20 protein-coding genes are annotated in these 17,549 nt (G+C 72.2%); 11 read left to right on the top strand and 9 right to left on the bottom strand.

Annotated elements, in window-relative coordinates; all coding sequences use genetic code 11:
- Positions 1 to 2: 2 nt before the first annotated feature.
- Positions 3 to 320, top strand: coding sequence for a rhodanese-like domain-containing protein (locus ACIA8R_RS15140; RefSeq protein ID WP_364093673.1), 318 nt, complete (start codon positions 3 to 5; stop codon positions 318 to 320).
- A gap of 19 nt (positions 321 to 339) precedes the next feature.
- On the opposite strand, the gene ACIA8R_RS15135 is transcribed toward ACIA8R_RS15140, so the two are convergent.
- Positions 340 to 1,593, bottom strand: coding sequence for an ArgE/DapE family deacylase (locus ACIA8R_RS15135; protein ID WP_397038768.1), 1,254 nt, complete (start codon positions 1,591 to 1,593; stop codon positions 340 to 342).
- A gap of 55 nt (positions 1,594 to 1,648) precedes the next feature.
- Here ACIA8R_RS15135 and ACIA8R_RS15130 point away from each other — a divergent pair, with 55 nt between their 5' ends.
- Positions 1,649 to 2,575 carry an endonuclease/exonuclease/phosphatase family protein gene (locus ACIA8R_RS15130; RefSeq protein WP_397038766.1) on the top strand — a complete coding sequence of 309 codons (927 nt, stop codon included), beginning with the start codon at positions 1,649 to 1,651 and terminating at the stop codon, positions 2,573 to 2,575.
- Positions 2,576 to 2,661: 86 nt separating this feature from the next.
- Positions 2,662 to 2,982 (top strand): co-chaperone GroES, encoded by a 321-nt coding sequence (locus tag ACIA8R_RS15125; protein WP_357700902.1) that lies wholly within the window; start codon positions 2,662 to 2,664, stop codon positions 2,980 to 2,982.
- Here the strand turns inward: ACIA8R_RS15125 and ACIA8R_RS15120 are convergent.
- Entirely contained in the window at positions 2,977 to 3,906 is a 930-nt protein-coding gene (locus tag ACIA8R_RS15120; RefSeq protein WP_397038764.1) for a hypothetical protein, read from the bottom strand. The genes ACIA8R_RS15125 and ACIA8R_RS15120 overlap by 6 nt on opposite strands.
- Before the next feature lie 73 nt (positions 3,907 to 3,979).
- On the bottom strand, positions 3,980 to 4,435 hold the full coding sequence (locus ACIA8R_RS15115; protein WP_364093661.1) for a TIGR02611 family protein: 456 nt from the start codon (positions 4,433 to 4,435) through the stop codon (positions 3,980 to 3,982).
- Between the two features lie 148 nt (positions 4,436 to 4,583).
- Here ACIA8R_RS15115 and ACIA8R_RS15110 point away from each other — a divergent pair, with 148 nt between their 5' ends.
- From ACIA8R_RS15110 to ACIA8R_RS15100, 3 genes are all read left to right on the top strand, one after another.
- Entirely contained in the window at positions 4,584 to 5,489 is a 906-nt protein-coding gene (locus tag ACIA8R_RS15110) for an aryldialkylphosphatase (protein WP_364093657.1), read from the top strand.
- A 107-nt stretch (positions 5,490 to 5,596) separates the two neighbouring features.
- The gene (locus tag ACIA8R_RS15105; RefSeq protein ID WP_397038761.1) at positions 5,597 to 6,709 is read left to right on the top strand and encodes a histidine kinase; all 1,113 of its coding nucleotides are present in this window, start codon (positions 5,597 to 5,599) and stop codon (positions 6,707 to 6,709) included.
- A gap of 98 nt (positions 6,710 to 6,807) precedes the next feature.
- Entirely contained in the window at positions 6,808 to 7,497 is a 690-nt protein-coding gene (locus ACIA8R_RS15100; RefSeq protein ID WP_357700912.1) for a response regulator transcription factor, read from the top strand.
- Positions 7,498 to 7,535: 38 nt separating this feature from the next.
- Here ACIA8R_RS15100 and secY read toward each other — a convergent pair whose 3' ends face one another.
- A complete protein-coding gene (gene secY, locus ACIA8R_RS15095) occupies positions 7,536 to 8,825 on the bottom strand; it encodes a preprotein translocase subunit SecY (protein WP_357700914.1) in 1,290 nt (429 codons plus the stop codon).
- An 85-nt stretch (positions 8,826 to 8,910) separates the two neighbouring features.
- On the opposite strand from secY, the gene ACIA8R_RS15090 reads away from it, so the two are divergent.
- Positions 8,911 to 9,507, top strand: coding sequence for an AAA family ATPase (locus ACIA8R_RS15090; protein WP_397038759.1), 597 nt, complete (start codon positions 8,911 to 8,913; stop codon positions 9,505 to 9,507).
- Here ACIA8R_RS15090 and ACIA8R_RS15085 read toward each other — a convergent pair.
- Positions 9,449 to 10,069 carry a TetR/AcrR family transcriptional regulator gene (locus ACIA8R_RS15085; protein ID WP_397038757.1) on the bottom strand — a complete coding sequence of 207 codons (621 nt, stop codon included), beginning with the start codon at positions 10,067 to 10,069 and terminating at the stop codon, positions 9,449 to 9,451. The two genes, ACIA8R_RS15090 and ACIA8R_RS15085, sit on opposite strands and share 59 nt — an antisense overlap.
- 52 nt (positions 10,070 to 10,121) lie before the next feature.
- Between ACIA8R_RS15085 and ACIA8R_RS15080 the strand changes: the two genes are divergently transcribed.
- Positions 10,122 to 12,395 carry an excinuclease ABC subunit UvrA gene (locus tag ACIA8R_RS15080; RefSeq protein WP_397038755.1) on the top strand — a complete coding sequence of 758 codons (2,274 nt, stop codon included), beginning with the start codon at positions 10,122 to 10,124 and terminating at the stop codon, positions 12,393 to 12,395.
- Here ACIA8R_RS15080 and ACIA8R_RS15075 read toward each other — a convergent pair.
- Positions 12,304 to 13,083 carry a putative hydro-lyase gene (locus ACIA8R_RS15075; RefSeq protein WP_397038753.1) on the bottom strand — a complete coding sequence of 260 codons (780 nt, stop codon included), beginning with the start codon at positions 13,081 to 13,083 and terminating at the stop codon, positions 12,304 to 12,306. The two genes, ACIA8R_RS15080 and ACIA8R_RS15075, sit on opposite strands and share 92 nt — an antisense overlap.
- Before the next feature lie 76 nt (positions 13,084 to 13,159).
- Here ACIA8R_RS15075 and ACIA8R_RS15070 point away from each other — a divergent pair, with 76 nt between their 5' ends.
- The gene (locus ACIA8R_RS15070; RefSeq protein ID WP_397038751.1) at positions 13,160 to 14,791 is read left to right on the top strand and encodes a sodium:solute symporter family protein; all 1,632 of its coding nucleotides are present in this window, start codon (positions 13,160 to 13,162) and stop codon (positions 14,789 to 14,791) included.
- Positions 14,788 to 14,949 (top strand): hypothetical protein, encoded by a 162-nt coding sequence (locus ACIA8R_RS15065; RefSeq protein WP_357700926.1) that lies wholly within the window; start codon positions 14,788 to 14,790, stop codon positions 14,947 to 14,949. Before ACIA8R_RS15070 ends, ACIA8R_RS15065 begins: the two co-directional genes overlap by 4 nt.
- Positions 14,950 to 15,175: 226 nt before the next feature.
- On the opposite strand, the gene ACIA8R_RS15060 is transcribed toward ACIA8R_RS15065, so the two are convergent.
- Together ACIA8R_RS15060 and ACIA8R_RS15055 are read right to left on the bottom strand one after the other, a co-directional pair.
- Positions 15,176 to 15,397 carry a hypothetical protein gene (locus ACIA8R_RS15060; protein ID WP_397038750.1) on the bottom strand — a complete coding sequence of 74 codons (222 nt, stop codon included), beginning with the start codon at positions 15,395 to 15,397 and terminating at the stop codon, positions 15,176 to 15,178.
- Between the two features lie 17 nt (positions 15,398 to 15,414).
- Entirely contained in the window at positions 15,415 to 15,630 is a 216-nt protein-coding gene (locus tag ACIA8R_RS15055; RefSeq protein ID WP_260477503.1) for a DUF6158 family protein, read from the bottom strand.
- A 105-nt stretch (positions 15,631 to 15,735) separates the two neighbouring features.
- Between ACIA8R_RS15055 and ACIA8R_RS15050 the strand changes: the two genes are divergently transcribed.
- Positions 15,736 to 16,668 (top strand): LysR family transcriptional regulator, encoded by a 933-nt coding sequence (locus ACIA8R_RS15050; protein ID WP_357700930.1) that lies wholly within the window; start codon positions 15,736 to 15,738, stop codon positions 16,666 to 16,668.
- A 308-nt stretch (positions 16,669 to 16,976) separates the two neighbouring features.
- Here the strand turns inward: ACIA8R_RS15050 and ACIA8R_RS15045 are convergent, their stop codons facing one another.
- Complete coding sequence (locus ACIA8R_RS15045; RefSeq protein WP_357700932.1) at positions 16,977 to 17,504, bottom strand: histidine phosphatase family protein; 528 nt, start codon at positions 17,502 to 17,504, stop codon at positions 16,977 to 16,979.
- Positions 17,505 to 17,549 lie beyond the last annotated feature (45 nt).

The raw sequence follows: 17,549 nt of genomic DNA, 5'->3' as shown, positions 1-17,549 counted from the left end.
CAATGACCATCACCCGCGAGGAACTGCACGCCCGTCTGGGCAGCGTGACCGTGCTCGACACGCTCGGCGGCTCCTACTACGCCCAGCAGCACCTGCCGGGGGCCGTCGCGCTGGTCGAGAGCGAGGTCGCCGAGCGCGCCGCCGAGCTGCTGCCCGACAAGGACGCCCCCATCGTCACCTACTGCTCCAACCCGGCCTGCGGCAACAGCAAGGCCGTGGCCAACCGGCTGGCCGCGCTCGGCTACACCGACGTCCGCCGGTACGTCGAGGGCATCGAGGACTGGGTCGGGGCCGGCCTGCCGGTCGAGTCGTCCCTGTGACCGTCGTACCGGGAACTGCTCACAGGACGCCGCAGCGGCGGACCGCGAGCAGCGCCAGCGCGCGGGTGACCTCGCGCAGCTCGGCCAGTTCGACCTGCTCCCTGGGCGCGTGCGCGAACCGGACGTCGCCGGGGCCGTAGTGCAGGGTCGGGACGCCGCCGGCCGCGTACAGGCGCAGATCGCTCCCGTACGGCGCGGCGGCCTCGGCCGGACGGCGGCCCGCGACGTCGGAGACGGCCCGGTTCACCTCGCCGAGCAGCTCGTGCCCGGCGGGCAGCCGGCCGCTGGCGAACTGGCCGCCCGGCCAGGTCACCACGGGCGGGTTGTCCCGCAGCCACGGGTGGGCGGCCGAGGCGACGGCCTCCTCGAAGGCCGCCCGCGCCGCGGCCGGGTCCTCCTCCAGCCGCACGCCGAGGCGTCCCTCGGCGACCAGCAGGTCGGGCACGGTGCTCGCCCAGTCGCCCGCCCGCACGGTGCCGACCTCGATCGGGTACGGCATCGGGTTGCCGCCGAAGATCTCCGGGACGTCCCGGTTGCGCTCGGCCTCCAGGCGCCTGATCGCCTCGAACACCGGCCAGAAAACCTCGATCGCGTTGACGCCCTCGTACCTGGTGGCGCCGTGCGCGGCCCGGCCGGCGAGCTCCAGGCGGAAGGTCAGCGCGCCGGCGTTGGCGGTGATGACCGCGCCGCTGGTGGGCTCGGTGATCACCGCGGCCTCCGCCGTGTGCCCCCGGGCCAGGGTGGCGAAGGCGCCGAGGCCGCCGTCCTCCTCGCTGATCACGCAGTGCACGGCGAGCGGCCTGGCCAGGCGCACGCCCGCCCGCTTCAGCGCCCGTACGACGGCCAGGTTGGCCACCAGGCCGGCCTTCATGTCGCAGGCGCCCCTGCCGTGCAGCACGTCGCCGGTGATCCGGGCGGCGAACGGGTCGCTGCCCTCCCACTTGGCCAGGTCGCCCGTGGGGACGACGTCCACATGGCCCTGGAGGGCGAGCGCGGGCCAACCCTCCCCCTCGGTCACGGCGGCGACGCCGTAGCCCTCCCGCCTGGGGGCCTCGGTGCCGGGGAAGCCCGCTTGGGCGGCGAGACCGGCGAGGTCGAGTTTCCAGACGTCCACGTCCAGGCCGGCCTCGGTGAGCAGGCGGGCGAAGCGGTGCTGGAGGTCGGACTCGGCGTCGGTGCCCGTCACGCTGGGGACCCGCACGGTCTCGGCCAGCAGGCCGACCGTCTCCGTCTCGTCGATGGCGTTGAGGACCCTGGCTTCCACGTCGCGCATGGAGCACACTTTCTCACGCCGTGAACTCCTTGCAGGACATGTGGTGATACAGGGCGTGCGTACCTGGATGAGCTGGATCGCGGTGACGCCGTTCGCCGTGTGGGCGGCGGTGCGGGTGAGCGGGTTCGAGCCGGACTGGCCGTGGGTGCCGATGGTGGCGTTCACGCCGCACGCGGCGGCGGGCGCGGTGCTGAGCCTGGCACTCGCCGGGCTGCTGCGGCGGTGGGCCGCGGGGGCGGTCGCGCTGGTCACGGTGCTGGCGCTCGGCGTCGCGGTGCTGCCGCGCGCCTTCCCTGAGCCCGCTGGGGTCGCCGCGGGCGGCGCGACGCTGCGCGTGCTGGCCGCCAACCTGCTGGTGGGCACGGCCGACGCGGCCGAGCTGGCCCGGCTGGTCAGATCGCTGCGCCCGGACGTGCTCACGTTGCAGGAGTTCACGCCTGCGGCCGAGCGGCGGCTGGAGGCGGCGGGAGTGCGCGAACTGCTGCCGTACGCGGTACCGCGGGCCACCGAGGGCGTGGGCGGCTCGGCCGTGTACGCCCGCCATCCCCTCGCGGCCGGCGAGCTGATCAAGCTGGGCGGGTTCGGGCAGGCCACGGCCGTGCTGACGCACCCCGGCGGGGCCCGGCTGGAGATCGTCTCGGTGCATCCCTGCGCGCCCAAACGGATGGGCCGGCAGCCGTGCTGGCTGGCGGGGCTGGAACGGCTGCCGCGCGGCGGCGGACGGCTGCGCGTGCTGGCCGGCGACTTCAACGCCACGCTCGACCACCGCCCGGTCCGCGAACTGCTGGCCGCGGGCTACCGGGACGCGGCCGCCGCCATGGGCCGGGGCCTGTCGCCGACGTGGGGCGGATGGGGTCCGGTGCCCGGCGTGGCGATCGACCACGTGCTGGCCGACGGCCGCATGGCGGTGCGGGACTTCCGGGTGCTCGGGCCGATCGGCAGCGACCACCGCCCGGTGTACGCCGAGCTCCGGCTGCCCTGACCCACCACCGGGCCCTGACCGGCGTCCGGCGGGACCTGGGACGATCGCGGACCGGCGGGGGCGCGGCGGCTCGTAAACTGTGACCCGTGGAAGCGCCCAAGTTCGAGATTCAGATGCTGCACGACCGCGTGATGATCCGGCTGGAGCAGGAGGCCGAGGAGCGGCGCAGCGGCTCCGGCATCGTCATCCCCGCGACGGTCAAGATGGCCAACCGGCTGTCGTGGGGCGAGGTCTGCGGCGTCGGCACGAACGTGCGCGCGGTCAAGGTGGGCGACAAGGTGCTGTTCAACCCGGAGGACCAGTTCGAGGTCGAGGTGCACGCGCGGGTCTACCTGGTCATGCGCGAGCGCGACCTGCACGCGGTGGCCACCCAGGAGACCGACCACGGCACGGGCCTCTACCTATGACACGCGGGTCCTGGCGAAGCTGACCCACAGCTCGGCGGCCCAGGTGGCGGCGGGCACGTCCGCGAGCACGCGCGTCGTGCGGCCGGTCAGGTCGAGCACCGACAGGCGGCGGCCGTTCCCGGCCTTCGTGACGGCGATCAGGTGGCTGTCGTCCCACCAGCCGAACAGGGCCTCCGGCTTGACGGCCACGCGCTGGGCGATCGTGCCGGAGGCGAGGTCGACCAGGCAGACCTGCTCCTTGAAGCGCGACGGGCACCAGGTCGTCAGGCGCTTGCCCGAGGGCGCGTAGGAGTCCTCGGGGCCGGTCGGCAGGCCCACGTCCGCGTACGTGCGCAGCACCGTGCCGTCGGCGGGGCGGTAGACGCGCAGGCCGGTGCCGTACATGCTGACGAGGTTGCCGTCGGGGCTCCACCAGAAGCCGGCCCGCCGGGCGAGCCCGGCGACCCGGACGGTGCTCGCGGTGCCCGCGCGCACGTCCACGACCGTGAAGCCGAGCACCCGCCACGTCCCGCTCACCTTTTGCTCGACGGTGAGCGCGACCTTCCTGCCGTCCCTGGACCAGGAGGCGTAGGAGGCCGTCATGGGCTTCCTGACGGTACGGATCGTGGCGGTCTTGCCGGTGGTCCGGTCGGTGACGACCACGGAGTCGAAGCCCGCCCGGTACGACGACGGCACCCCGGCCGTCAGGCGTCCGTCGGGCGAGACCGACACCTCCGACAGGCTCTTCTGCCGGGTGAAGGCGTCGCCGGTGGCGGCGCGGAGGTAGGTGCCGGCGGTGCCGAGGCCGTACGCGCTGAGCCGTACGGGATCGCCCGACTTTTCCTGATATTTCATTCCACCGGTCCCCGGCAATGCCAGGTCGGCCCTGGCGGCGGCCGGAGCGAGGAACGTCAGCGACAAGGCGACGGCGAGATGAGCGATCACGCCCGCAGAATAGGCAGGGAAAAGCCGCGATTCCGGGAACGATAACGACCCGGTCTGAAAGCCCTTCGCCGGATCAGACGAAGCGCTGGGCGATTTCCAGCAGGTCGATGCCGAGCGTCAGCATGCCGAAGTAGACGATCACCCCGGCGGCGGCCACGGTCACCAGCAGCACGAGGATGCGCACCGTCCAGCCCTGCCGCTTGTACCACTGCGTCCAGGCGTGCAGGGTCTGCTTGCCGAACTCCAGCACCCGGTGGGCCCAGTGGAACTCGGTGGCCAGCACCGCCAGCCCGGCGAACACCACGAGCCAGCCCGGCCCGGGGAACGGCACCATGATCAGGCCGCCGACCACCATCACCGCGCCGATGGCGCCCACCACGATCTTCAACGTGAGCGCGCCCGCGCGGGTGGACCTGACGCCGTCGAGCCAGCCCTTCAGGCCGGTACGGCGGCCGGGCATGGCGGAACGTTCGGCGGCCTCGTCCTTCATCACGTCGGCGTCGCCCGTCTCGGAGTTCTGGATCGGCACGTCTCCCCCGTGTCGTCGGCTTCCCTTCAGGATAAGGCCCACACCGGCAGGAACACTTGCAGACCACTAGCAGCTCACCAAACGGGACTAAGGGTAAAATTTCCGGACGTGGGGCACAGGATTCGGTAACTATCGGTTAATGTCTGCTATGCCCGAGGTCATCCTTCGCACCGTCACCGGCCCCATTCGCGCGGCCGCCGTGAACGGAGCCGTACTCCCCCACGAGCATCTGCGCAACGACATGCGCTGGGCGGTCGGCATCGACTCCGACCCGCACCGCTGGCTCGACGAGGAGACCACTGTCACCGCGGAGCTCCGTGAGCTCCGCCAGTCCGACGAGCTCAACCTGGTCGTCGACCTGACCTGTCTCGGCATGGGCCGCGACGCCGCCGCCCTGGCCCGCATCGCGGCGGGCAGCCGGGTGCCGGTGATCGCCTCGACCGGCTTCTTCGCCCAGCCGTTCACCGGCGTCGGCGACGAGGACGTCGAGCAGCTCACCCGGCGCCTGATGACCGAGATCTCCAGCGGCGTGGACGGCACAGGCGTCTTCCCCGGCGTGATCGGCGAGGTCGGCAGCTGGGGCGCCGAACCCACCGCGTGGGAGGAGCGCTGCCTGCGCGCCGCCGCCCGCGCCTCCCGGCAGTCGCGCCTGCCCGTCGCCACCCACGGCCAGAACGCCCTGGCGCTGCTGGAGATCCTGCTCGGCGAGAACCTGCCCGGCTCCCGCGTGGCCGTCGGCTACTCCGGCGACCTGGGCGGCGCCCGCAAGATCGCCGAGGCGGGCGCGTACGTCAGTCTCAGCGCCGTGGCGCTCGGCCCCGACCAGGCGGCCAGGATCGCGCTCGGCCTCATCGAGGACGGCCACGCCGACCGCCTGCTGCTCAGCACCGGACTGAGCCGCGTGGCCCAGGTCCAGCGCTACGGCGGCTGCGGCTACGCCCACCTGTTCCACAGCGTGCTCCCCCGCCTGCGCGAGGCCGGCACCGCCGAGGACGTCATCCGCCTGATCACCCGCGACAACCCCCTGCGCTGGCTGACCGACGGGATGCGCTGACGCCCTCCCGGCAAGATCGTCCCGGGGCGGCCGGACGGGCCCGCGATCGAACCGTGCCGCTAGGAACTCGCTAGGATCGGGACGACACGAGCCTGGCCGGGTGGGGGATGGTGAGCGAGCACACGCAACGCGGCGGGCGCCTGCGCGGGTCGTTCGCCGCGCTGTCGCGCCTGAACCGGGTGGGTGACATCCCGGTCGTGGTCATGCTGGCCTGGGCCGGGTGGCTGGCCGTCCCGTGGTCGTTCAGCGGGCTCGCCCAGGCCAGAGCGGCCGCGGCGGCCGCCGCGGCCGACACCGAACCCCCGCCCTCGGCCCACACCGCCGACACCGCCCCACCACCGCACACCCTCGCCTTCGAGGCCGCGGCACCGCCATACGCCCTCGACACCGCGCCGCCGTACACGCTCACCCCGGAGGACGGGGCGCCGCCGTACGCGGTGGCCGGTGGTGCGGCTCCGGTTCGTGGGCCCCGGCCGGGTGCGGCGTGGGGGATTCCGGCGCCTGCCGTACCCCATTCCGCGGCCACCGTCCGTCCCGGCCAGGCCGCCGCGGACGGCGACGCCTTCGTGGCGGGCGCGTGCCCGCTTCCGGGCCGCACGACCGCCGGCCCCGGCGCGTCCGACGCCGTGCCCGGTGGGGTGGGGGTCGTGGCGGCCGAGCGGGCGCGGATCGCCGGGGAGGTGCACGACGCCGCCGGTCACGGGCTGGCCGCCATCGCCATGCAGGCCGGGCTCGCGCTCGTCGCCCTCGACGACGACCCCGAGCAGGCGCGGGCCTCGCTCCGGGCGATCAGGGAGACCAGCACCACCGCCCTCGCCCACCTGCGCGCCGCGCTCGACGGCATCGACCCGCCGGCCGCCGACCTGCCCGGCCTCATCGCGGGCGTACGGGCCGCCGGGCTGCCCGTCGACGTCGAGCCGGCCGACCCCGCCGTGCCCGCCCACCTCAAGGGCGCCGTCTACCGGGTGGTCCGCGAGTCCCTCACCAACGTGCTCCGGCACGCCGGGCCGACCAGGGCGTCGGTGCGTCTGGCGCACGACCACCGCGCGTTCGTGCTGGAGGTCGCCGACCGCGGCGCGGGCTGGAACGGCTCGGGCGAGGGCCGCGGGCTGGCCGGGATGCGCGCCCACGTCACCGAGGCGGGCGGCCGGTTCACCGCCGGGCCCCGCGAGGGCGGCGGCTTCCAGGTGACCGCCCGCTTCCCCCGGCCCACGGCATGACCACCCACACCCCCCACGGCCCGGCCCCGGACACCCCCGACCCCACCGCCGGGCAGCCACTGATCACGAACGCCCCACGACCCGCTTCCGGAGAGCCCGTGATCAGGGACGCACACCACCCCACTTCCGGGGAGCCGGTGATCAGGGTGGCGGTCGCGGATGATCAGGCCGTGGTGCGGATGGGGTTGCGGGCGCTGCTGGAGCGGGAGCCCGGCATGGAGTGCGTGGGCGAGGCGGCCGACGGCGCGGCGGCACTCGACCTGATCCGCCGCACCCGTCCCGACGTGCTGCTGCTCGACATCCGCATGCCCGGCACCGACGGCCTGGCCACGCTGCGCGCCGTGGCCGCCGACCCCACGCTGGGCGGCACCCGGATCGTGGTGGTGACCACGTTCGCCGTCGACGAGTACGTCTTCGCCGCCCTCCAGGCCGGGGCGAGCGGTTTCCTGCTCAAGGACAGCGCGCCCGACGAGCTGGTCAACGCCGTGCGGGTGGTGGCCGCGGGCGAGGCGCTGCTGTCGCCGTCCATCACCAGGAAGGTCATCGGCCTGTTCGGCCGCAGCGGCGCCGAGCCCGTCGAGGGCCTGGACACGCTCACCCCGCGCGAGCGCGAGCTGGTGGCGTGGGTGGCGACGGGCCGGTCCAACGACGAGATCGCCGGGGAGCTGGTGATCAGCCCCGACACCGTGCGCACCCACGTCAGCCGGGCCATGGTCAAGCTGCGCGCCCGCGACCGGGCCCAGCTCGTGGTGTTCGCCATGCGGGCCGGCCTCGCACTGCCGACCTGAGCGGCGTCGGCCTGAGCGGCATCGGGCAGGGCCGGGGGCTACCTGAGGAAGCCCTCGTAGTTGCGCTGCTGGAGCTGGGCCTCGATCTGCTTGACCGTGTCCAGCCCCACGCCGACCATGATGAGCACGCTCGTCCCGCCGAACGGGAAGTTCTGCTGGGTGCCGGGGTCGCGCAGGATCGCGAACGCCACCAGCGGCAGCAGCGCCAGCACGCCGAGGTAGACGGCTCCGGGCGCGGTCAGCCGCGACAACACGTACGCCAGGTAGCGGGCCGTCGGCACGCCCGGCCGGATCCCCGGTACGAACCCCCCGAACCGCCGCATGTTGTCGGCCACCTCGACGGGATTGAAGGTGATCGAGACGTAGAAGTAGGCGAAGGAGACGATCAGCAGCACGTACACGGTCATGTAGAGCGGATGGGTGCCGGCGGTCAGGTTGCGCGAGACCCACGCGCCCGCCTCCGCGCCGAGCAGCGGCGCGGCCAGCGTCGGCACGTAGAGCAGCGACGAGGTGAAGATCACCGGTACGATCCCCGCCTGGTTGACCTTGAGCGGGATGTACGTGCTGCTCCCCCCGTACATGCGCCGCCCCACCATGCGCTTGGCGTACTGGACGGGCACCCGCCGCTGTGCCTGCTCGACGAACACCACCGCCGCCACCAGGCACAGCCCGGCCGCCAGCATCACCCCGAACCCGAACGGCGTGAGCACGAAGATCTTCGCCATGTACCCCGGGAACACCGCCACGACCTGCGTGAACATCAGGATCGACATGCCGTTCCCGATCCCCCGGTCGGTGATCAGCTCGCCCATCCACATCACCACGCAGGTGCCCGCGACCATCGTCGTCACGATCACCGACACCGCGAAGAGCCCCTGGTCGCGCAGCAGCGGACGGGCGCAGCCGGGCAGCAGGTTCCCCGAGCGGGCCATGGCGACGATGGTGGTGGCGTTCAGCACGGCGAGGCCGACGGTCATGTATCGGGTGTACTGGGTGATCCGGGCCTGCCCGTTGGAACCCTCCTTCCTGAGCGCGTCCAGGCGCGGCACCACGACGGCGAACAGCTGCATGATGATGCTGGCCGTGATGTAGGGCATGACGCCCAGCGCGAACACCGAGAGCTGAAGCATCGCGCCGCCGCTGAGCATCTGCATCATGTCGAAGACGCCGCCGCTCGCCGAACCCACGCACTGCCGTACGGCCACGACGTCCACGCCGGGGGCGGGCATGATCTGGCCGAGGCGGAACAGCACGATCAGTCCCAGGGTGAACAGCAGTTTCCTGCGCAGTTCCGGCACCCGGAAGGCTCTGGCGAAGACGGTCAGCATGAGCAGGAAGTCTGTCGGCGGGCGCGCCGGACGTCGTCCGTCCAGGCGAGGCACCCGTGTACGCAGATCCGCGTAGGTTGATCGCATGACGACCGTGTGGGTGATCAGCGGGCCGCCGGGGGCGGGCAAGTCCACCGTGGCGGCCGAGCTGCTGGCCCGCCTGTCGCCCGTGCCCGCGCTGCTCGACAAGGACACCGTCTACGGCGGGCTCGTCGCGGAGGTCCTGCGGGCGCACGGCCGCGACCAGGGCGAGCGCGAGGGCCCCTGGTACGACCGGCACGTCAAACGCCACGAGTACGAGGGCCTGACCAGGCTCGCCGCGCAGATCCGCGGCCACGGCTGCCCGGTGCTGCTCGACGGCCCGTTCACCGCGCAGGTGCACGACACGGCGCACTGGACGCGGTGGGCCGGGGAGCTGGGCGGGCCGCCCGTGCGCCTGCTGTGGGTGCGTTCGGACGGGCCGACGCTGCGTGCCCGGCTGGAGGCGCGCGGCCTGGGCAGGGACGCCGGCAAACTGGCCGCCTTCGCCGACTACCTGCGGAACATCCGCGTGGACGAGCCGCCCGTCGTGCCGCACCTGGAGATCGACAACCGGCCGGGCGCGCCATCGGTCGGCGACCAGCTCACGGCGGCGGGTATACCGCCGCGAACACCGCCGGCAGCCGGGGGACGAGCCGGGTGAACCGCCCCTCCTCGTAGGAGGCGCCGGGCTCGTTGCTGAGCTGCTGGGAGACGAGCCCGGCGATCAGGCTCGCGGCCAGGGCGAGCCCGTCCTCGCCCGCGGCGTCGGGACGCAGCTCACCGCGCTCGACGGCGGCCCTGATCAGGACGGCGAAGTGCTCGTGGACGGCCAGCGCGGGCGCGTACGCCTCGGGCGAGGGCGCGAACCCCGGCACCGGCCGCCAGAACATCAGCTGGGCCAGCACCTGGTTCTCCATGATCCATCGCGCCCCGGCCTCCAGGGACGGGCCCATGGCCGCCAGCCCCGGCTCGTGCGGCTCGGCCCCCCGCCGCACGGCCTCCAGGTAGCCCTCCTGCCCGCGCCTGAACAGGGCGTCGTAGACCGCGTGCCGGGACGGGAAGTACTTGTACAGCGAGGGCGGCTGGATGCCGAGCCGCCTGGCCACGGTCGCCAGGCTCAGCCCGGCGACGCCCTCCTCCGCCATCACGTCGAGCGCGATGGCGAGGATCTCGGCCTGTGTCTCGGCTCGCCGTCGCGCTCGCCGGTCGGGAATGTCCGCCATGTGTATTAGCTTAAGCTATAGGTAGTAGCCAAAGCTATGGGAGGTGTGGCACGTGTCGCGCGACATCGAGCTGATCGGCCTGCGGCAGAACAACCTGAAGGACGTCACGCTGCGGCTGCCCAAGGAGCGGCTGACCGTGTTCACCGGTGTGTCGGGGTCGGGCAAGTCCTCGATCGTGTTCGGCACCGTCGCCACGGAGTCGCAGCGGCAGCTCAACGAGACCTTCAGCGCGTTCGTCAGGAACCGGCTGCCCAAGCACGAGCGCCCGCGCGCCGAGCGCATGTCCGGCCTTACCGCGGCCGTGATCGTGGACCAGCGGCCGGTCGGCGGCGGCGCGCGCTCGACCGTGGGCACGATGACCGAGGTGCACGCGATCCTGCGGGTGCTGTTCTCGCGGCGCGGCGAGCCGTCGGCCGGGCCCGCGACGGCGTACTCGTTCAACGACCCGCAGGGCATGTGCCCGGTCTGCGACGGCCTGGGGAAGAAGGTGGAGGCCGACCTCGGCAGGCTGCTCGACGAGGAGCTGACGCTGAACGAGGGCGCGATCCGGATGGCCCCGCCCGGGTCGTACGTGTGGCAGCTCTACGCCAGGTCCGGGCTGTTCGACCCCGACAAGCCGGTGCGCGCCTTCACGCCCGAGGAGCGCGACCTGCTGCTGTACGGCGGCGGCTTCAAGGTCAGCAGGGGCGAGTACACCAACACCTACGAGGGCCTGGTCACCCGGTTCGAGCGCGTCCACCTCAAGCGCGACCTCGACCGGCTCGACAAGGCCGCGGCGCCGTACGTGCGCCAGGGCACGTGCCCGGAGTGCGGCGGCCGGCGGCTCAACGCGGCCGCGCTGGCCTCGCTCATCGGCGGGCTGTCCATCGCCGACCACTGCGCGATGGAGGTCACCGACCTCATCGGCCTGCTGGAGGGCCTGGACGACCCGGTGGCGGAGGCGGCGGTGGAGGCGTTGCGCAGGATCGACGCCATCGGGCTCGGCTACCTCAGCCTCGACCGGGAGACGCCGACGTTGTCGGGCGGCGAGGCGCAGCGGCTCAAGACCGTGCGGAACCTGGGCAGCAGCCTCACCGGCATGACGTACATCTTCGACGAGCCCAGCGTGGGGCTGCACCCGCGTGACGTCCACCTGCTCGGCGACCTGCTGGTGGAGCTGCGCGACAAGGGCAACACGGTGCTGGTCGTCGAGCACGACCGCGACCTGATCGAGCTGGCCGACCACGTGGTGGACATGGGGCCGGGCGCGGGCACGCGGGGCGGCCGGGTCGTGTTCGAGGGCACGGTGGCCGGGCTGGCGTCCGGTGACACGCTGACCGGCCGCATGATGCGGCGCGTCACGGGGCTCAAGGACGCCGTCCGCGCGCCGTCCGGCTGGCTGACCGTCGAGGGCGCGAACGCCCACAACCTCAAGGACGTCACCGTACGCGTGCCGCTCGGCGTGCTCACCGCGGTCACCGGCGTGGCGGGGTCGGGCAAGAGCACGCTGATGCGCCGGGAGCTGGTCGCCCGCCATCCGCACGTGGTGCTCATCGACCAGTCGGCCATCGGCGGGTCTCCGCGCTCGACGCCGGCGACGTACCTGGAGGCCATGGACCCGTTGCGCAAGCTGTTCGCCGACGCCAACGGGGTGCGGCCGGGGCTGTTCAGCTTCAACTCGGCCGGCGCGTGCCCGGTGTGCAAGGGCCGCGGCGAGATCCGGACGGACCTGGCGTTCATGGACCCGGTGACCCGCGTGTGCGACGCCTGCGGGGGCAGCCGGTACAGCGAGGAGGCGCTGTCGTACACGGTGGCGGGCCGCACGATCGCGGAGGTGCTGGCGATGACGGCCGAGGAGGCCACGGGGCTGTTCGACCTGCCCGGCATCGGCGGGCTCGGCGCGCTGGGGCTCGGCTACCTGACGCTCGGGCAGCCGCTCAGCACGCTGTCCGGCGGGGAGCGGCAGCGGCTGAAGCTGGCGCACCGGATGCGCGAGCGCGGCCAGGTGTACGTCTTCGACGAGCCGACGACCGGGCTGCACATGGCCGACGTCGACACGCTGCTGGCCCTGCTCGACCGGCTGGTGGACGAGGGCGACACGGTCGTCGTCGTCGAGCACGACCTCGACGTGGTCAAGCACGCCGACTGGGTCATCGACCTCGGCCCCGAGGCGGGCCGGCACGGCGGCGAGGTGATCTTCGAGGGCACTCCGGCCGAACTGACCGAAGCATCCACCTATACCGCGAAATATCTGATCAAGTCACTCGATAGTCGTCATCCCGGGCGTCCAGCACGGCCATATGGCCCGGCAGGTGGCCGATCGCGTACTCCACGCCGCTCGCCATGACCGCCGCCTGCGGCGTCACCCCGCAGGCCCAGAACAGCGGCACCTCGCCGGGCCGCACCTCCACCGGGTCCCCGAAGTCGGGCCGGTCCAGGTCGAGGACGCCGATCGCGGCCGGGTCGCCGACGTGCACCGGCGAGCCGTGCACCCGCGGATACCTGCCGGTCACCTCGACAGCGGTCTCCACCAGCTCCTGCGGGACCGGCCGCATCGAGACGACGAGCGGGCCCGACAGCGTGGCGGTGGACTCGCACGGCACGTTCGTGCGGTACATCGGCACGTTCCGGCCCTGTTCCAGGTGCCGTACCGGGACCCCGGCGGCCAGCAGCGCCCCCTCGAAGGTGAAGCTGCAGCCGATGAGGAACGGCACGAGGTCGGCCCGCCACCGGCCGGTCACCTCGTCCAGGTCGGCCACCGGCTCGCCGCCCAGGTAGAGGCGGTAGCCGGGCAGGTCGGTCCGCAGGTCGCCGCGGAACAGGGTGGTCGACCAGGCGCCCGGCTCGCCCACGTCCAGGACGGGGCAGGCCTTGGGGTTGCGGTGGGCGAACAGCAGCAGCTCGTACCGCAGCCGGGCGGGCACGGCGATCAGGTTGGCCTGCGTCCAGCCGCGGCACCAGCCCGCCGTGGGCACCCGTTCACCGGCGCGGAAGCGCGCCCGCGCCTGCGCGGGGCTCAAGGTGGCGACGTCCACCCTTCGACACTATGGCGGCCGGTGCACGCGGTCCACAACGCGGCTATCGCGGTGTTTTCCGGGTAGCGGGCCGGTTGTGCGATTAGACGTCAACCTCCTCGACTACCTCCTCATCGCGGTCTACTTCGCCACCGTGCTCGCGATCGGGTTCGCCGCCCGCCGCCGGATCAGCTCCAGCCTCGACTTCTTCCTCGCGGGCCGGGGGCTGCCCGCCTGGATCACCGGGCTGGCGTTCGTGTCGGCCAACCTGGGCGCGATCGAGATCCTCGGCATGGCGGCCAACGGCGCCCAGTACGGCGCGATGACCGTGCACTACTACTGGATCGGCGCCGTCCCCGCGATGGTGTTCCTCGGCATCGTGATGATGCCCTTCTACTACCGCTCGAAGGTGCGCAGCGTCCCGGAGTTCCTGCGCAGGCGCTTCAACGGCGCCACCCAGCTGCTGAACGCCCTCATGTTCGCGGTCGCGCAGATCCTCATCGCCGGCGTGAACCTGTACGCGCTCGCCCTGGTCATGGAGGCCCTGCTCGGCTGGCCGCTACCGGTGTCGGTGGTCGTCTCGGCGCTGATCGTGCTCTCCTACATCACGCTCGGCGGCCTGTCCTCGGCGATCTACAACGAGGTGCTGCAGTTCTTCGTGATCCTCGCCGGGCTGATCCCGCTGACCGTGCTCGGCCTGATCAAGGTCGGCGGCGTGTCCGGCCTGTTCGACAAGGTGCGCCGGAGCGCGCTCGGCGAGGGCGGCCTGCACACCTGGGCCGGGACCGCGGGTTCCAACCCGATGCAGGCCCACTGGATCGGGATCATCTTCGGCTTGGGCTTCGTGCTCTCCTTCGGCTACTGGACGACGAACTTCGCCGAGGTGCAGCGCGCCCTGTCGGCCAGGAACACCAACGCGGCCCGGATGACGCCGATCATCGCGGCCTTCCCCAAGCTGTTCATCCCGCTGGTCACGGTGCTGCCGGGGATGATCGCGCTGGTGCTCTTCGGCGACCTGGGCAAGGGCCAGGACTACAACGACGCGATCCCGCTGCTCATGCGCGACCTGCTGCCGAACGGCGTGCTCGGCGTCGCGGTGACCGGGCTGCTGGCCTCGTTCATGGCGGGGATGGCGGCCAACATCAGCGGGTTCAACACGGTGTTCACCAACGACATCTGGCAGGCGCACGTACGGCCCGGCCGCCCAGACGTCCACTACCTGAGGGTGGGACGCGTGGCGACCGTCGCCGGGGTGGCGCTAGGCGTGGGCACGGCGTTCATCGCGGCCGGCTACTCGAACATCATGAACTACCTGCAGGCGTTGTTCAGCTTCTTCAACGCGCCGCTGTTCGCGACGTTCGTCGTCGGGCTGTTCTGGCGGCGGATGACGCCGTGGGCCGGGTTCTGGGGGCTGCTGGCGGGGACGGTGAGCGCCTTCGCGTCGTACTTCGCGTACAAGGCCGGGGTGGTGAACTTCGGCACCGAGCTGAACGCCAGCTTCTGGGGCGCGGGCGTGGCCTTCGTGGTGGACGTGCTGGTGTCGGTGATCGTCACGCTGGTCACCACGCCCAAGCCGGAGGCGGAACTGCGCGGCCTGGTGTACGGCCTGAGCGCCGTGGACCTGGAGGACGACGCCCTCGCCGGCGACCGGCGCTGGTACCGCTCGCCGGTGCTGCTCGGCACCGGCGCCGTCATTCTGGCCGCCCTCTTGTACGGAGTGATCCTGTGAGTGACATCCGGATGGTGATCGGCGGGCTGTTCCTGCTGTACGGGGTGATCCTGATCGTGGCGGGGGTGCTCGGGGACGTGGTCAATTTGTGGACGGGGCTTCCGATGGCCGTCTTCGGCGCCGCCTTCGTCGCCTGGGCCCGCATCCGCCCGATCTGACCCTCCCAACCCCTCCCCTGCCCGAGGCCCCTCTGAGCCCACTCCGGGCCCGTGCGGGGGCCGTGCGGGGGCCGATGGTCCGGTTTTGTTCCGGGGGCTCGGCGCCGGCGCCGCTGTGGCACCGGCGCCGGAGCCGCCCGCGCCCGTTCTTGTGCTCGGCCCTCGCCCTCCGAACCCGGATCCGGTACGCGCCCCCGCCTCGGAACCTCGGCGTCCGACCTCAGCGTCAGTACTCGACCTCGAAAGTGTGGGGACCGAGGCCGTACCCGTCGCCACGCGGGACGACGTACCCCTGGCCCGCGAGGGTGGCCAGGCTTTCGCGCACCTCGTCCCCCTCCAGGCCGGTCGCCCGGATCACCGCCTCCAGGCCGGCCACGCCGTCGGACTCGATCGCCTGCGAGGCCACCGCCTCGTAGACGTGGATGTCGACGTCCGACAGTTCCTGCACGTCATGCCCCTCGGACATCAACGTTGCCTCGCCCCCTCCCGCAGCCGGGCCGGATCGACCTCGCGGTCGGGGAACCTGCGAAGGTATTCTGCCTCTAGCTCATTGGTACGGGAAGTGTGACGTGCCAGAGCATCGTCTGATCCATGGAAGAATGTGTCACTACGAGTGGCATGGAGTTGCCGCAGCTCGCGTACCACATCCTCGTCGCTGAGCTGGGCCGGATCTATTCCCATCGTCGTCATGGGTTCCCTCTACCCCAGACACCCCCGACAATATCTGTCACAATTCCTGACATATAGCCATTGTTTGGGAGCGATTCGTCGCCTTACCTTCCCGTTATGGACCTCGAGCTCAGGCACCTCAGGATCGTCCGCGCGGTAGCGGACGCGGGAAGTGTGAGCAAGGCCGCGTCCCTGCTCGGGCTGGCGCAGCCGGCCCTCACCGCCCAGCTCAAACGTATCGAGAGGGTGCTCGGCGGCGCCCTGTTCGAACGTGACCGTCACGGGGCCCGGCCCACGCGACTCGGCGAGCTGGTTCTCGCCCGGGCGCGCGTGCTGCTCCCCGCGGCAAAGGAACTGCAGGACGAAGCCGTACGATTCGCCCACACCCCCTCCCCCGGCTTCCGCATCGGCGCCACCAACGGCCCGATACTCGGCGGCCTGGTCGACCGGCTGGCCGCGGAGCGCACGGTCACCACGTTCACGTCCTGGTCAACGCACGAGCTGATCAACATGGTCGAGCTCGGCCGCCTCGACTACGTGCTGACCGGCGCCTGCGGCGACTCCGGCACCCCCACGGGAACGCTCCTGTGGGAGACGATCAGCCTCGACCCGGTCTTCTGCCTCGTCGGCGAGGACCATCCGCTCGCCAAGGAGAAGGAGGTGGAGCTGGCCGACCTGGCCGGCGAACAATGGGCGGTCACGCCCGGCGACGGCTGCTTCGCCGACTGCTTCGCCATGGCGTGCGCACGGGCCGGATTCACCCCCGAGACGATCTACGAGACGGACGTGCCGACCTGCACCCACCTCGCCCAGGTGGGCCGCGCCGTGGTGCTCTGCCAGGCGACCCACCAGGCCCTGCCCGGGCTGGCCATGGTCCCGCTCTCCGGCGCGCCGCTGCGCTGGCGGCAGCTCCTCGGCCGCCACCCCACCGCCCCCGACGCCACCTGGGTCGTCGCCCAGGCCAAACAGGCGCACACCGAGGCCGTACGTCGCAGTCCGGTCTACTCCGATTGGCTCGTACGCAACCCGGCGTACGGCACCGCTCCATAACACCCTGATAGGAGGGAAGTAGTACTCCTCGTCTCCCGGGCCCGCCGTTAACGTGGCGTGGCGACACCCCCGGCGGCAAGGAGACAACCAGCTCGACCCGCCGGCGCTGATCGCGAACGCGATCGGCGCATCAGCCATGTCCACCGAACGCCGCCGACGTACGCCCAGAAAAGCCCCGGCGCCCAGAAGAGCCCCGGCGCCCTGGCGACCCCGCCGACACCCACGTCCACCTCATCGACGAGCCCACCTCCGATCGGGCCCCCGCACCCCGCACCCCGGCCCCCGGGGACCCACCTCCAGGCGAGGCACTACTCCACCTGGTACTCCCACCCCTCCTGCCACGCGAACGGCGCATCCACCAGATCCTCCAGCGGAGTCCCCTCCAGCAGGTTCTGCAACGCCCACCGATTGGCCGAATGGGACACCACCAGCACCGTGGCCCCCTGCCACTCCTCCCGCAGCTCCCCCAGGAATGCGGCCGTCTCCGCCACGACCTGCCGATAACTCTGCCCACCAGGCCAAGGCGTGTCGATGTGCCCCCTGCGCAGGGCCGCGACCTCGCTCACGGGCCGCCCGTTGTAACTGCCGTAGTCGCACTCCCGGAGCCGCGCGTCGAGCCGGACCTCCTTCCCACCCCCGAACGCCACCTCCACCGTCTCGACCGCCCTGCGCAGATCGGAGCAGTAGACGACGTCCACTCCCCGCCTCCGCATCCCGAGCTCGGCGGCCAGCTCCCGCCCCCGCTCGGACAACTCCCCGGGAAGCCACCCGGTGGCAACCCCGATCTCGTTGTCCACAGTGATGGAATGGGTCTCGTACACCACTTTGACCGCCATGACGGCACCGTACCTCCGCCCTCAAGCCCCCTCATTCCGCCCACA

Origin of the sequence: Nonomuraea sp. NPDC051191, assembly GCF_044455665.1 — a bacterium.
Classification (GTDB): Bacteria; Actinomycetota; Actinomycetes; order Streptosporangiales; family Streptosporangiaceae; genus Nonomuraea.
The sequence above is the reverse complement of the archived record's forward strand: the minus strand, read 5'-3'. Positions and strand labels throughout refer to the sequence as shown.